The organism is Corynebacterium sp. 32222D000AT, from assembly GCF_053546955.1.
This window is the reverse complement of the sequence record NZ_JBPPVW010000011.1, coordinates 1-14281: the sequence shown is the minus strand read 5'-3', so window position 1 is coordinate 14281 and position 14281 is coordinate 1. Positions and strand designations below refer to the sequence as shown.

The 14281-nt window shown below is 68.0% G+C and carries 13 protein-coding genes and 1 pseudogene; 9 read left to right on the top strand and 5 right to left on the bottom strand.

Features of this window, described 5'->3' with window-relative positions:
- Positions 1-14 precede the first annotated feature (14 nt).
- Together ACEE23_RS07740 and ACEE23_RS07735 are read right to left on the bottom strand one after the other, a co-directional pair.
- Positions 15-665, bottom strand: a complete 651-nt coding sequence (locus tag ACEE23_RS07740) for a 3-oxoacid CoA-transferase subunit B (protein ID WP_368520147.1) — start codon at positions 663-665, stop codon at positions 15-17.
- Positions 666-1406 (bottom strand): CoA transferase subunit A, encoded by a 741-nt coding sequence (locus tag ACEE23_RS07735; RefSeq protein WP_368520146.1) that lies wholly within the window; start codon positions 1404-1406, stop codon positions 666-668. It abuts the gene before it with no gap.
- Positions 1407-1490: 84 nt separating this feature from the next.
- Here ACEE23_RS07735 and ACEE23_RS07730 point away from each other — a divergent pair, with 84 nt between their 5' ends.
- From ACEE23_RS07730 to ACEE23_RS07720, 3 genes are read left to right on the top strand one after another with little or no spacing between them, the layout of a single operon-like run.
- Positions 1491-2276: an IclR family transcriptional regulator domain-containing protein gene (locus ACEE23_RS07730; RefSeq protein WP_368520145.1), complete on the top strand. Its 786-nt coding sequence runs from the start codon at positions 1491-1493 to the stop codon at positions 2274-2276.
- Positions 2269-3525, top strand: coding sequence for an acetyl-CoA C-acetyltransferase (locus ACEE23_RS07725; RefSeq protein WP_368520144.1), 1257 nt, complete (start codon positions 2269-2271; stop codon positions 3523-3525). The genes ACEE23_RS07730 and ACEE23_RS07725 overlap by 8 nt, the downstream gene beginning before the upstream one ends.
- Before the next feature lie 19 nt (positions 3526-3544).
- Positions 3545-4309 (top strand): alpha/beta fold hydrolase, encoded by a 765-nt coding sequence (locus ACEE23_RS07720; RefSeq protein WP_368520143.1) that lies wholly within the window; start codon positions 3545-3547, stop codon positions 4307-4309.
- Here ACEE23_RS07720 and ACEE23_RS07715 read toward each other — a convergent pair.
- Together ACEE23_RS07715 and catA are read right to left on the bottom strand one after the other, a co-directional pair.
- Entirely contained in the window at positions 4306-5427 is a 1122-nt protein-coding gene (locus tag ACEE23_RS07715; protein ID WP_448872907.1) for a muconate/chloromuconate family cycloisomerase, read from the bottom strand. The genes ACEE23_RS07720 and ACEE23_RS07715 overlap by 4 nt on opposite strands.
- A 90-nt stretch (positions 5428-5517) precedes the next feature.
- Positions 5518-6387, bottom strand: a complete 870-nt coding sequence (gene catA, locus ACEE23_RS07710; protein ID WP_368521651.1) for a catechol 1,2-dioxygenase — start codon at positions 6385-6387, stop codon at positions 5518-5520.
- A 505-nt stretch (positions 6388-6892) separates the two neighbouring features.
- Between catA and benA the strand changes: the two genes are divergently transcribed.
- From benA to ACEE23_RS07680, 6 genes and pseudogenes are all read left to right on the top strand, one after another.
- Positions 6893-8374, top strand: a complete 1482-nt coding sequence (gene benA, locus ACEE23_RS07705; protein ID WP_368520140.1) for a benzoate 1,2-dioxygenase large subunit — start codon at positions 6893-6895, stop codon at positions 8372-8374.
- A 22-nt stretch (positions 8375-8396) separates the two neighbouring features.
- Positions 8397-8894 carry a benzoate 1,2-dioxygenase small subunit gene (gene benB / locus ACEE23_RS07700; protein WP_448872905.1) on the top strand — a complete coding sequence of 166 codons (498 nt, stop codon included), beginning with the start codon at positions 8397-8399 and terminating at the stop codon, positions 8892-8894.
- 32 nt (positions 8895-8926) lie between these two features.
- A pseudogene (benC, locus tag ACEE23_RS07695) lies at positions 8927-9988 on the top strand (benzoate 1,2-dioxygenase electron transfer component BenC); the annotation flags it as partial.
- A 6-nt stretch (positions 9989-9994) separates the two neighbouring features.
- Entirely contained in the window at positions 9995-10843 is an 849-nt protein-coding gene (locus ACEE23_RS07690; RefSeq protein ID WP_448872903.1) for a 1,6-dihydroxycyclohexa-2,4-diene-1-carboxylate dehydrogenase, read from the top strand.
- Positions 10844-10987: 144 nt separating this feature from the next.
- Positions 10988-13651: a LuxR C-terminal-related transcriptional regulator gene (locus ACEE23_RS07685; protein WP_448872901.1), complete on the top strand. Its 2664-nt coding sequence runs from the start codon at positions 10988-10990 to the stop codon at positions 13649-13651.
- Positions 13652-13714: 63 nt separating this feature from the next.
- Positions 13715-14005, top strand: a complete 291-nt coding sequence (locus ACEE23_RS07680; RefSeq protein WP_368520136.1) for a muconolactone Delta-isomerase family protein — start codon at positions 13715-13717, stop codon at positions 14003-14005.
- Between the two features lie 69 nt (positions 14006-14074).
- Here ACEE23_RS07680 and ACEE23_RS07675 read toward each other — a convergent pair.
- Positions 14075-14281, bottom strand: a 207-nt coding sequence (locus ACEE23_RS07675) for an integrase core domain-containing protein (protein ID WP_296203177.1), incomplete at its 5' end; no start/stop codon positions are given.

The following is a 14281-nucleotide window of genomic DNA, read 5'->3' as shown; positions in this document are numbered from 1 at the left end:
GCCTTTCTAGCTTTCTAACCCGCTAGCCGGTCGCTGACGGCGAAGTCCGCGTCGGTCACCGCGCGCACGGAGTCCACGGTCTCGCCCTCGGCGACCTCGATGAGCGTGAGCCCCTCCTGCGGGTCCACGTGGAAGACCGCGTAGTCGGTGATGATCAGGTCCACGCACTGCGCGCCGGTTAGCGGCAGCTCGCAGGTGTTGAGCACCTTGGACGCGCCGTGCTTGTTGGTGTGCGACATCATCACCACGATCCGCTGGGCGCCGTGGACCAGGTCCATCGCCCCACCCATGCCGCGGACCGTCTTGCCCGGGATCATCCAGTTGGCCAGGTCGCCGTAGCGCGAGACCTCCATCGCGCCCAGGATGGCCACGTCCACCGCCCGCGAGCGGATCATGCCGAAGGAATCCGAGGAGGAGAAAAACGCCGCCCCCGGGTTGACCGTGATGGTCTCCTTGCCGGCGTTGATAAGCTCCGGGTCCACCTCGTCCTCGGTCGGGTACGGGCCCACGCCCAGCACGCCGTTCTCCGAGTGCAGGATGACCTCCGAATCCTCCGGCAGAAAGCCCGGCACCAGAGTGGGCATGCCGATGCCCAGGTTCACGTACTGCCCGTTGGTCAGTTCCTGTGCCGCGCGCGCGGCCATCTGTTCCCTCGTCCAGGTCATTTACCTCACCGTCCTGTTTTCGATGCCCGTTTCCTGCGGTCCTACTTCCACCACTCGGTCGACGTGGATGCCGGGCAGGTGGACTTCGTCCGGGTCGAGCTGGTCGACCACGTGCTCGGCCTGCACGATGGTGGTCCGCGCGCACTGCGCGGCATCCGGGTTGAAGTTGCGGGCGGTCTTGGAAAAGACCAGGTTGCCCCAGCGGTCGGCGGTGTGCGCGTGGACCAGGGCGAAGTCGGCCACGATGGCCTCTTCCAGCACGTAGGTCCGGCCACCAAAGACGCGGGTCTCCTTCGGCTCGGAGACCTCGGCGACGGTCCCGTCCGGGTTGTAGCGCATGGGCAGCCCGCCGTCGGCGACCTGGGTGCCCACGCCCGCGGTGGTGTAGAAGGCGGGGATGCCCGCGCCCCCGGCTCGCATCTTTTCGGCCAGGGTGCCCTGCGGGGTGAACTCCACGGTCAGCTCGCCGGCTAGGTACTGCCGGGCGTATTCCTTGTTGGAGCCGATATAGGAGCCGATGGTCCGGGCAATCCGGCCGTCGGCCAGCAGGAGGCCCAGGCCGAAGCCGTCGGTGCCGCAGTTGTTGGAGATAATCGTCAGATCGCTGGCGCCCTTTTCGCGGAGCGCGTCAATGAGTCGGGCGGGGATGCCTACCAGGCCAAACCCGCCGACGGCCACCGATGCCCCATCCGGGATATCGGCCACCGCCGCAGAAATTTCGGGGAATGTCTTGTCAAACATGCCCCACAATGTACACTGATGTTCATACAGAGCACAAGGGTTCACCATGCGAACACCCAGCACACACGCTTAGGAGCAACCACCATGTCCACCTCGACCACCCAGCCGGTCCAGTCCCTGGTCCGCGGGCTGCAGGTCATCCGGTCTTTCGGACCGAGCGCGCCCCGGCAATCCCTCTCCGAGGTCGCCACCGCCACCGGCCTGGCCCGGGCCACCGCCCGGCGCTTCCTCCACACCCTGGTGGGGGAAGGCTACGCCGCCACCAACGGCTCCGAGTTCTGGCTAACGCCGAAGGTTTTGGAGCTCGGCTACAGCTTCGTCTCCGGGCTCGAGCTGCCGGCCCTGGCCCAGCCCCACCTGGAGGCGCTCTCCCAGACCATCGACGAGTCCAGCTCCCTGTCCGTTCTCGACGGCGCGGACGTGGTCTACGTCTGCCGCGTGCCCGTGCGCCGCATCATGACGGTCAACATCACCGTCGGCACCCGCTTCCCCGCCCACGCGACCTCCATGGGGCGCGTCCTGCTGGCCGGGCTTGACGATGCCTCCCTGGCCCAGCACCTCGACCACACCCAGCTCGCCCCGCTCACGCCGCGGACGGTCACCTCCCCGGCGCAGCTGCGCGAGATCCTGCACGAGGTCCGCCTGCAGGGCTACAGCCTGGTCGACCAGGAGCTCGAGCTGGGCCTGCGGTCCATCGCCGCGCCCGTAACCGATCCGGAAGGCAAGGTCGTAGCCGCGGTCAACATCTCCACCCAGACCGCCTCCTACGACCTCGAGCACATCGAGACCACCCTCATCCCCGCGCTGCTGCGCACCACGCAGGCCATCAGCGCCGATATCACCCACGCGAAGGAGCCTTATCATGCCTAAGTCCACCGCCCACGACGTGAGCGATGCCAACGATGCCGACATCGTCATCTGCTCGCCCCTGCGCACCCCGGTCGGCCGCTTCGGCGGCGCCCTGGCCGCCGTGCCGGTCCAGGATCTCGCCTCCACCGTCGTGCGCGCCCTGGTCGAGCGCACCGGGCTGCGGACCGCCGACGTCGACGACCTCATCCTGGGCCAGGCCGCCCCGAACGGCGCCGCCCCCGCGCTGGGCCGCGTGGTGGCGCTGGACTCCGGCCTGGGCGAAAGCGTGCCCGGCATGCAGCTGGACCGCCGCTGCGGCTCGGGCCTGCAGGCGGTGACCACCGCCGCCGCGCACGTGGCCACGGGGGCGGCCGACCTCATCATCGCCGGCGGGGCCGAGTCCATGTCCCAGACCGAATACACTGTCGACCCGTCCATCCGCACCGGGGTCAAGGCCGGCAACATGGTCCTGCGCGACCGCCTCCAGCAGGCCCGCGAGACCGCCGGCGGCAAGCACCACCCCATCCCCGGCGGCATGATCGAGACCGCCGAGAACCTCCGCCGCGAGGCCGGGCTAACCCGCAGCGCCCAGGACGAGCTGGCCGCCGCCTCCCAGCAGCGCGCCGTCGCCGCCCAGGAAGGCGGGCTCTTCGACGCCGAAATCGTGCCGGTGACCGTACCGGGCCGGCGCCGCAAGGACCCGGACGTCGTGGTCGAGCGCGACGAGCACCCGCGCCCGGGCACCACCGCGGACAAGCTCGCCGGCCTGCGCGCGGTCATGGGTTCCCAAGACCCGGAGGCCACCGTCACCGCCGGCAACGCCTCCGGCCAAAACGACGGCGCGGCCGCCATGATCGTGACCACCCGCGCCCGCGCCCGCGAGCTCGGCCTAACCCCGGCCGCCTGCCTGCGCGGCTGGGCCGTCGCCGGCGTCGAACCGGAGCGCATGGGCATCGGCCCGGTGCCCGCCACCGCCCGCGTCCTCGAGCGCCTCGGCTTGAGCCTCGACGACCTGGATCTCATCGAGCTCAACGAGGCCTTCGCCGCCCAGGCCCTGGCCTGCCTTCGCGAATGGGGCATTTCCGCCGACGACAAGCGCCTCAACCCGCTAGGCTCCGGCATCTCGCTCGGCCACCCCGTCGGCGCGACCGGCGCGCGCATGCTGGTGACCGCCGCCCACACCCTGGAACGCGAGGACCTGCACACCGCGCTGGTGACCATGTGCATCGGCGGCGGCCAGGGCCTGGCAGCCGTTATCACCCGCGACTAGCTCCCGAAAGGAAAAATCCATGACCGTCTTGCACTATCACGACTTCCCCGGCACCCAGGACGCTTCCGCCCCGGTGCTCCTGCTGGGCTCTATCGCCTCCACCACCGCGATGTGGGCGCCGGTCGCAGACGAGCTCGCCGGGACCCGCCGCGTTGTCGCCATCGACCACCGCGGCCACGGGCGCTCGCCGGATATCACGGAGCCTGCCAGCATGCAGCGCTTGGCCGCCGACGTGCTGGAGACGCTGGACGCAGCCGGCATCGATAGCTTTAGCGTGGTGGGCCTGTCCCTGGGCGGGGCGATCGCCCAGTACCTGGCCGCGACCTCGGAGCGCGTGGAGCGCGCCGCCTTCCTGTGCACCGCCTCCTATTTCGGCGGCCCGGACAAGTGGCTGCCGCGGGTCGAGCTGACCAGCCGCGAGGGCCTTGCCCCCATGGCCGAGTCCGTGGTCGAGCTCTGGCTGACTGAAGACTTCCGCCGCACCCACCCGGCCACCACGGCCGCCTGCCTCGACATGGTGCTTGCCACCCGCGGGTCCGGCTACGCCAGCTGCGCCCAGGCGCTCGCCGACTGGGACTTCACCGAGCAGCTCGCCGACATCACCTGCCCCGTGCTCACCCTGGCCGGCGCCGACGATGCCTCCACCCCACCCGCCACCGTCCACTCCATCGCCGAGCGCGTGGCCGGGCCGGCCACCACCGTGACCGTGCCCGGCGCGCACGTGCCGACCCTGGAATCCCCCACGGACGTGACGAAGGCGCTGGCAGACTTCCTGCCCGCCTAGTCGCGGGTGAAGAAATCCACCTTGTCCCAGTCCGGCTCGAGGCCCAGGCCCGGGCCCTGGGGCAGCTCGACCTTGCCGTCGCGGTAAACCAGGTCCTCGGTGGTATAGGACTCGCGCAACAGCAGCGGCCCGAAAAGCTCGGAGCCGAAGTTAATCTCCGGGGTAGCGCACGCAAAGTGCAGCGAGGCCGCCGTGCCGAACGGGCCCTCCAGGCTGGTCGCGCCGTGGCAGGCCAGACCCGCGGCTGCGGCGACCGCCACGGTCTTCTTCGACTCCTGCAGCCCGCCCAGCTTGGTCGTCTTGATGGCCACGACGTCGGCGGCCTGCTCGCGTACGACGCGCAGGGCATCGGCCGGCGAGCACACCGACTCGTCCGCCATCACCGGCACGCCTACCCGGGTGGTGATTTCGCGCAGGGTGGCCAGGTCGTCGGCCGGGGCGGGCTGCTCGAAAAGCTCCACGCCGGCCTCAGCCAGCCGCGGCAGGTAGCGCAGGGCCGTGAGCCGGTCCCAGCGCGCGTTGACGTCGATGCGCAGGCCCACCTCGCCGCCCAGGGCATCGGCCAGCTCCGCGATGCGCCCGGTATCCCGGTCCGGATCGCCCGCGCCCATCTTCAGCTTGAACGAGGTGTGCCCGAAGCGCTCGCGGCGGTCGTTGATTTCCTCCAGCGCTTCATCCAGCGGCAGCACGCCGAGCGCCCAGGTCACGTCGATGGTCTCGCGCACGCGCCCGCCCAGCAGGTCCGTGACCGGCACGCCCAGCGCGCGGGCCCAGGCGTCGTGCATGGCGACGTCGCAGGCGGCCTTCGCGAAGCGCATATTCGCCACCGAGCGCTCGAAATCCGCCACGATGCCCGCCAGCTCGTTGACCGGCCGGCCCTCCATGTGCGGGCGCAGGTGGCCGTCGATGATGACCTTCATCGTCTCCGCCGACTCGCCGCCCCACCAGGGCCCGCCGGGCACCACGCCCTCGCCGTAGCCGACGATGCCACCCTTCAGCCGCACCATCACCAGCAGGATGGGCTGCGCCGTCGCCGTGTAGGTGGCGAAGCCGTGCGGGCGAAACAGCGGCACGTCCAGCAGGCGGGTTTCTACCTTGTCAATTATCAAATCAGTCATTGCTCGCTCCTCGCTTCTAGTTTTAACGCACCAAAAGCCCCGCCGCGTCCGAGTGCGGCTGGGGCCAGGTGTTTTAAAGGTGCTAATCCCTTAGGCTTCTTCCTTGTCGAGTGCGAACGGGTAGGTCACCACGTCGATGCCGCCCTCACCCGGCTGCGGGTCCAGGATGAGCTCCGGCTTGACGGCGGTGGCGACGTCGTTGTCGACCCAATCGCCGCCCTGGAAGTAGAGCTGGGTGGTGATTACGCGGTAGCCGGGGTGCTTGACGCGCAGGTGCAGGTGCGCCGGGCGCCACGGGTGGCCGCCGTAGGACTCGACGAACCAGCCGGTCGGGCCGTCGGTCGGGATCTGGTACGGGGCCGGCTTGACGGTGGTGATCTCGTACTCGCCGTTCTCGTTGGTCACGATGGTCCCGCGCAGGTTCCACTCCGGGATGCCCGGGGCGTACTGGGAGTAGTAGCCGTCCTCGTCGGCGTGCCACAGCTCGACGGTTGCGCCGCCCAAGCCGTTGCCGTCCAGGTCGGTGACCTGGCCCTTGAAGATGAGCTGCTCGGAGTTCTTGTCCTTGTCGCGCATGGGCATCTCGGTCTTCCACGGCAGCTTCGGGGAGTCAGGCACGTAGTACGGGCCCTCGATGGACCCCTTGGTGCCGGTGAAGTTGTTGCGGTTGTAGTTGATTTCCTCGATCTCGTGCTCGACGAAGACGTCCAGCCACAGCGGCCACTCGCCGTACTCGCCGACCTTGATCATCCAGTCCTTGAGCACGCGGTACTCGTCGTAGGTGACCTGGTGCTTGTGGGCGACCTCGGCGATGGCGGCCAGCAGGTCCTTGTAGATTTCCCCGGCGCGTTCCTTCGAGGTGTCGGCCTTGACGATGGTGTTCTTGAACGCGTCAGTGGCGGCGTTGCCGGAACCCTTGGCGGACAGTTCCTCGTCGTGGGCGTTTGCCAGCTTAGACATGGGGTGCTCCTTCGTTGTCGGTGATTCGGTCTTGTGGAGTGCCAAGCGCCCGTCCCGTGATGTGGGCGACTTGATGACCATCAGTGTGTTGCAACTCACCAAGGTGCGCAAGCCCCTTTTTGGAGCGTTTTCTTTAGGTTACGCTGCCCTAATTTGGTCGGCCGGCGTACCCGAACAGCACTTTCCCCGCTTTCCGCCGCCACGCGAACGCGGCACCCCTAACAACCACTAGGCCCCACCCTGGCGCTTGGGGGTGACGACACACCCGGCGGCGCGAAAAATACTTATCTCAGTAAATAAAGGCTTGCCTTACCGGGGTTGAGCTGCAGGTTTTCGACCCGCGAACCACCCGGGAATGTTGTGAACATACACCCCTTAAATCACCCTAGGACTTTCCCTAATGCGACTCGGGTCACGTTCGACCCATCATTGTCACACCTTCACCGAAAACGTGAGGGCGAACACATGACGTTACTTTAACTGCACAACGAGGAAAGGTTTTCCCATGACTGCCCCCACCTCTTCTGCCCGCGAGCTCCTCTCCCGGGCGCTGGACAACCGCCCGGACGAGGGCATCGTTCGCGTGAACCGCGAGGTCTTCACCGACCAGGAGATCTACGACCTGGAGATGAAGTACATCTTCGAGGGCAACTGGCTGTTTTTGGCCCACGATTCGCAGATCCCCAACCCCGGCGACTACTTCACCACGAATATCGGCCGCCAGCCCGTCGTCATTACCCGCTCCAAAGACGGCGAGCTCAACTGCCTCATCAACGCCTGCTCCCACCGCGGCGCCATGCTCTGCCGCAAGAAGGTGGACAACCGCACCACCATCACCTGCCCCTTCCACGGCTGGACCTTCTCCAACGACGGCCAGCTCATCAAGGTCAAGGACGAAAAGGACGGCGGCTACCCGGACAACTTCAACACCGACGGCTCCCACAACCTGCGCCGCGTGCCCAAGTTCGCCTCCTACCGCGGCTTCCTGTTCGGCTCCCTGAACCCGGACGTCGTCGACCTGGAAGAGCACCTGGGCGATGCCCGCGTCTTCCTCGACATGCTCATCGACCAGTCGCCCGAGGGCCTCGAGGTCTTAAAAGGCGCGTCCACCTACACCTTCGACGGCAACTGGAAGCTGCAGGCCGAAAACGGCGCCGACGGCTACCACGTCTCCTCCACCCACTGGAACTACGCCGCGACCACCTCCCGCCGCGGCTCCGGCGAGTCCAAGAACGACACCAAGGCCATGGACGCCGGCAAGTGGGGCGAGCAGGGCGGCGGCTACTTCTCCTTCCCGAACGGCCACCTGGCCCTCTGGTCCACCTGGGCCAACCCGGAGGACCGCCCGCTCTACGACCGCCTGGACGCGCTGAAGGACCTGCACGGCGAGGAGCGCGCCAACTTCATGGTCGGTGCCTCCCGCAACCTGTGCCTGTACCCGAACGTCTACATCATGGACCAGTTCTCCACCCAGATCCGCCGCCTGGAGCCGAAGGGCGTGGACAAGACCGAGGTGACCATCTACTGCATCGCGCCGAAGGGCGAGTCCGCCGAGGCCCGCGCCGCGCGCATCCGCCAGTACGAGGACTTCTTCAACGCCACCGGCATGGCCACCCCGGACGACCTGGAAGAGTTCCGCAGCTGCCAGAAGACCTACCAGGCCTCCGCCTTCCCCTGGAACGACATGACCCGCGGCCAGCAGCAGCAGTCCGCAGGCCCCAATGACAAGGCCAAGGAGCTGGGCATGAACGAGGTGCTCTCCTCCGGCGCCCGCACCGAGGACGAAGGCCTCTACCCGGTCCAGCACGGCTACTGGGAGCAGGTCATGGAAAAGGCCCTCGACCACGAGGAATCCGGCGCGGTTAAGCAGCGGGAGGACAACGAGGCATCGCAGGCCGCGACCGTCGACTACGCCAAGCAGAAGGCCGCCGCCAAGGCCGAAGCCGCCGAGAACGCCCCCGCCCGCCGCCGTCGCCGCCGCCGCTAACCAAGCCCCAAGGAGAAAACCCATGTCACAGAACATCACGCGCACGGAAATCGAAGACTTCCTCTACTACGAGGCCCGCCTGCTCGACGACCGCGACTTCGAAAACTGGCTCAACTGCTACCGCGAAGACGCCGAGTACTGGATGCCGGCCTGGGACGTCGACGACGAGCTGACCCAGGACCCGCAGCAAGAAATCTCGCTCATCTACTACCCGACCCGCGCCGGCCTCGAGGACCGTGTCTTCCGCATCCGCACCGAGCGCTCGTCCGCGACCTCCATCCCGGAGCCGCGCCACAACCACAACATCACCAACGTCGAAATCCTGGAGCGCCGCGACGACGCCGTCGACATCCGCTTCAACTGGATTTCCTACTACTTCCGCTACAACACCACCGACCACTACTTCGGCACCACGTTCATCACCCTGGATACCTCCCAGGAGGAGCTCCAGATCGCCAAGAAGAAGATCGTGCTCAAAAACGACTACATCCACCACGTCGTGGACATCTACCAGGTCTAAACCACCGCTGACACTAGGAAAGGTGAGAAATCATGACTGCACCGCATAAGGTCGCGCTGGCCTTCGAGGACGGCGTCACCCGCTTCATCGACTGCGCGGAGAACGAAACCATCGCCGACGCCGCCTACCAGGCCCGCATCAACATCCCCTTCGACTGCCGCGACGGCGCCTGCGGAACCTGCAAGTCCTTCTGCGACGCCGGCGACTTCACCGAGGGCGACTACGTCGACGAGGCGCTTTCCCCCGACGAGGCCGCGGAAGGCTACATCCTGGCCTGCCAGACCAAGCCGCTGACCGACATGGTCGTGCAAATCGCCTCCACCTCGGAGATGGCCAAGACCGGCGTCAGCGAGTTCGCTGGCGAGGTCGCCGCCTTAGACCGCCTGTCGGATTCGACCTTCAAGCTCTCGGTCAAGCTCGACGACCCGTCCGCCCTGCACTTTCTGGCCGGCCAGTACATCAACATCACCGTGCCGGGCAGCTCCGAGCACCGTTCCTATTCCTTCTCCTCCGACGTCTCCGACGAGCTGGCGACGTTCCTCATCAAGCACACCCCGGGCGGGCTGATGTCGACCTACCTGGACGAGCGCGCCGCCGTCGGCGACCGGCTGACGATGGCCGGCCCCGTCGGTTCCTTCTTCCTCCGCGAGCCCCTGGATCCCATCCTGCTGCTGGCCGGCGGTACGGGGCTGGCGCCCATCATGGCCATCCTGGAAAAGCTCTCCCGCGACGAGCTGCTGGACGTGCCCGTCCGCCTCATCTACGGCGCCACCTTCGACCACGACCTGGTGGAGTTGGAGCGCCTCGATGCCTTCCGCGACAAGCTGCCGGACTTCGACTACACCACCGTGGTCGCGGACCCGGAGTCCTCCCACGAGCGCCGCGGCTACGTCACCGATCACATGGACATCAGTGAGCACCTGCACGACGGCGACGCCGACGTCTACCTGTGCGGCCCGCCGCCGATGGTCGAGGCCGTCCGCAAGTACCTGGACGGCCAGGAGACCCCGCCGCGCAACTTCTACTTCGAGAAGTTCAACCCGTCCACCACGGCGGAAAAGGCAAAGGAAAAAGAACCAGCGAAGGAGTCCGCCTAAACCATGTCTTCCACGCAATCCGAACCCGGCGAGGTCCCCGTCGGCGGCGAGGAGACCTCGCAGCTGTATACCCCTGACCGCTTCCGCGGCCGCAAGGTCGTGGTCACTGGGGCGGCGCAGGGGATTGGCCGGGCGGTGGCGCGGCGCATCGCGCGCGAGAACGGCTCCGTGTTCCTGGTGGACCGCTCCCCGATCGTGCACGAGGTCGCCGAGTCCCTGTGCGAGCTGACCCTCGGCGCCATCGGCTCCGCCACCGCCGACCTGGAGACCTTCAGCGGGGCCCAGGAGGCGCTGGCGGAGGCCGCGGAGGCGCTCGGCGGGGTGGATACCGCCATCAACAACGTCGGCGGTACCATCTGGGCCAAGCCCTACCAGCACTACACCGAAGAGGAGATCACGCAGGAGATCCAGCGCTCGCTGTTTACCACCCTGTGGTCGGTGCGCGCGGAGCTGCCCCTGCTTATCGATGCCGGCGGCGGCACCATCGTCAACGTCTCCTCCGTGGCCACGGCCGGCATCAACCGCGTGCCTTACGCCGCCGCCAAGGGCGGGGTCAACGCCCTGACCTCCGCCCTGGCGAAGGAGGCGGCCGGCCACAACGTGCGGGTCGTCGCCGCCGCGCCCGGCGGTACGCTGGCGCCCAAGCGGCAGGTCCCCCGCGGGCCGGGCCCCGGCAGCGAGCAGGAGAAGGCCTGGTACCAGGAGATCGTCGACCAGACTATCGAGTCCTCGCTGGCCAAGCGCTACGGGACCCTGGACGAGCAGGCCGCCCCGATCGCCTTCCTCGCCTCGCCGGAGGCCTCCTATATCAACGGCTCCGTCCTCCCGGTCGCCGGCGGGGATCAGGGCTAGAACAGCCCCGTGCCGGCCTAGCGCCTGCCCAGGGTGAACCTAGCGCCCGCCCGGGAAAGACCGGGGCCGAGCTAGGGCAACGCTAGGCAAACCCACGACAGCCCTAGATCACGGCCTCGAGCAGAATCGGTAGACTCAGAACACATGCCCCACCCCACTAGTGATTCCCGTCACTCGCGCCGGCACCTGTTTTCAGCCTTGGGCCACTTGGGCCCGGGCGAAAGCCTCATCGCCAGCATCTCTGGCCCGGCCGGCGCGGGCAAGACGGAGCTGACCCGCCGCATCCTCCAGTCGCTGTCCGGCTGGTCCACGGTGCAGGCCGCCGCGCTGGACTGGGACGACACCCCGCTGCTCGACCTCATCCGCGCCCGCCTGCTGGCCCGCTCCCGCCACCCGCACGCCAGCCTGGAAAGCGTGCTGGATACCCCTGATGCCGCCACGCTCATCATCGTCGACGACGCCCACTGGGCCGACCCGGAATCCCTCGAGCAGCTGGTCACCCTGGCCCGCCGCCTCACGGTGGGCACGATGTGCCTGGTCTTTACCATCGATGCCACCCACTCCGGCACCAACCGCCTCCCGATGCCACGGCTGCGCGCCATCTCCGACGTCGTCGTCGACATCCCACCGCTGGGCGCGGAGGAGATCCAGTCTTTGGCGCTGACCCACCTGGGCGTGCACCTGTCCCCGCTGTCGGCGCTGAGCCTCCAGCACGTCTCCGGCGGGCGCCCGTCGCTGGTGCGCCAGCTCCTCGACGTGGCCGCGCCCGACCACTGGCGCGATCCGAACCCGCTCATCCGCCTGCCGGAGGCGTGGCACGGGGCGCTGGCGGCGCGCATCGACGGCCGTGACCTGGGCGACCTGCTGCCCATTGCCGCCCTCGAGCACCTGCACCGCTCCAGCCTCGACCTGGGGCTTATCGAGCACCTCGACCCGCAGGCCGCCACCAACCTGGAGCCCGCCCTGGAGGCGGGCATCCTCGCGCTGGCCACCGACGACCACCAGCACAGCGTCTACTTCCGCCACCCCACCGACCGCGCCGTCGTCCGCTCCACCACGGATCCCGCCCGCGCCCGCCGCCTGCACGCCCGCGCCGCGGACTACTACGCCGCCCGCGACGACATCGACGCCGCCACCTTCCACCGGGCTCTCAGCCAGCCCACCGACTCCGGCGCCACCGCCCCGCAGGACCTGGCTGAACGCGGCGCCGCCCTGGGACACGCGGGCCGCTGGCGGGCGGCCGCCGACTCCTACCGGCTGGCGGCGCACCTGGCGGACGGCGAGGAGGCATCGACAAGCAATACCCTGTCGGCCATCGAGGCGCTGATTGCCGGCTCCGACATCCGGCAGGCCAAGCTGTACACGTCGCTGCTCAACTCCGCGGGCGCGGACCCCAGGGTGGACTCCGTGCGCGGCTACCTCGCCCTGCACGAGGGCCGGCGGACCGAGGCCCGCGGCGTCCTTGACCGCGCGTGGGACAAGCTCGAGCGCGACGACACCCCGGACCGCTCCCTGCGCGCCACCGTCGCCGCCCGCCACACCTTGTACTACCTTCACGAATGGCGCCCCGAGCGGGTCCTCGACTGGGCCCAGACCACCGCCCAGTGGTCCCCGGCCAACGATGCCCCCAGCGCCGAAGCCCGCTACCTGTCCTCCTTCGCCCACGCCATCTTGACCGGCGCCGACCACGCCGGGCCCGCCCTCCCGCACGAAACCCCGGCCCTGGCACACCGGCGCGCGATGACGCAGGGCTGGCTGTCCGTCGTCCACGACGACCCCGTCACCGCCAGCCAGCTGCTGCGCACGACCTACCACGTGGAGGGCTCCGAGCGCATCGCGCTGTGGATGGACGCCTGGCACGCCCGCGCCCTGCTGCTGATGGGGGACTTGGACGGGGCGCTGGGCATCGTCGAGCGGGGCCTGTCTCGGGCCGAGCAGTTCGGCATCCGGGTGCTGGAGCCGGTGCTGCTGTGGACTGGGTCCATCGTCGCGCACTACCGCGGCGACCGGGAGCTGGGGCGCGATTACACCAACCGGCTGACCCTGAGCCAGGACGCGTTTTTGATCCAGCGCATCCCGTCTGCGATGACCCAGATGCACTCGGCCGCCATGAACAAGGACTTCCCCGCCGCGGTGCGCTTCGGGCGCTCGCTGTACGAGATGGGCCGGCTGGTCGACATCGGCCAGCCCGGGTTCTGGCCCTGGGAGGACATCTGGGCCCAGCAGCTCCTCCACGCCGGCGATGCCGACCTCGCCGAGGAAGTCACCTCCCGCGCCGAGGAACGCGCCGCCGGCAGCGACATCCTGTCCGTTGCCGCGAAGCTCGCCGTCCCGCGCGCCGGCCTGCTCATCCAGCGCGGCGAGACCGCCGCCGGATTGAAGCGGCTCGCCGATGCCGTCGAGATGATCGAGTCGCGCCCCCTGCCCTTCTACCAGTCGCGCATCCTGTTTGAGTACGGGCGCATCCTGCGCCGGCTGGGCCGGCGGCGCCACGCCGACGAGATCTTCGGCCGCGCCGGCGAAGTCTACGCCGCGATGGGCGCGCCCGAATTCGTCGAGCGCTGCAACCAGGAGCGCCGCGCCAGCGGGCTCGGACGGCGCACCACCGGCGCCGGCGGACTGACGCCGCAGGAGGAGGAGATCGCGAAGGCCGTCGCCGACGGCGCCAGCAACCGGGAGGTCGCCGAGGAACTCTACCTATCGACCAAGACCGTCGAGTACCACCTGACGCGGGTCTACCGGAAGCTCGGCATCCGCTCGCGCAACGAACTTCCGCGTGCCCTCGCGCACGCGGGCCCCGACAATTAAATAGACCATCCGCAACCTACCCCTGAACTGAACCCGGAACCTACAAGGAAAGGATTTTCCACCGTGCTGTTTCTTGCCCGAATGGACGTCACCTTCCCCGATCACCTAAGCCCCGAAGAGGTCGCCGATTTCCAGGCCCGCGAAAAGGAGTACTCCGGCTCGCTCCAGACCGCCGGGAAAATGAAAGGCATCTGGCGCGTAGTCGGCGAGTACTCCAACTACTCCATCTACGACGCCCCCGACAACGATGCCCTCCACGACATCTTCGCCGGCTTCCCCATGTACAAGTACATGAAGATCCACGTCACCCCGCTGGCCAAGCACCCCAACTCCACCGACGCCGTCGCCTACTGATTCCGCCTACTGATTCCGCCTACTGGGGTTACCCGCAAATCGTGGACACGTTGTTAAGCTGCTTAGGGGTTAAGCAGCGGCCTTCTTATTACCATTTTGATCAGCGAGCTGGGCTTCGAAATCGACGGGGCTTACCATCCCGATGGACGAGTGGCGACGCCGCCGGTTGTAGACAATCTCAATCCAGCGAGCCACCGCCTTCCGAGCGTCGTCACGGGTTCGCCATTTCTTCCGATCGTAAAATTCGGTCTTCAATGTCGACCAGAACGACTCGGC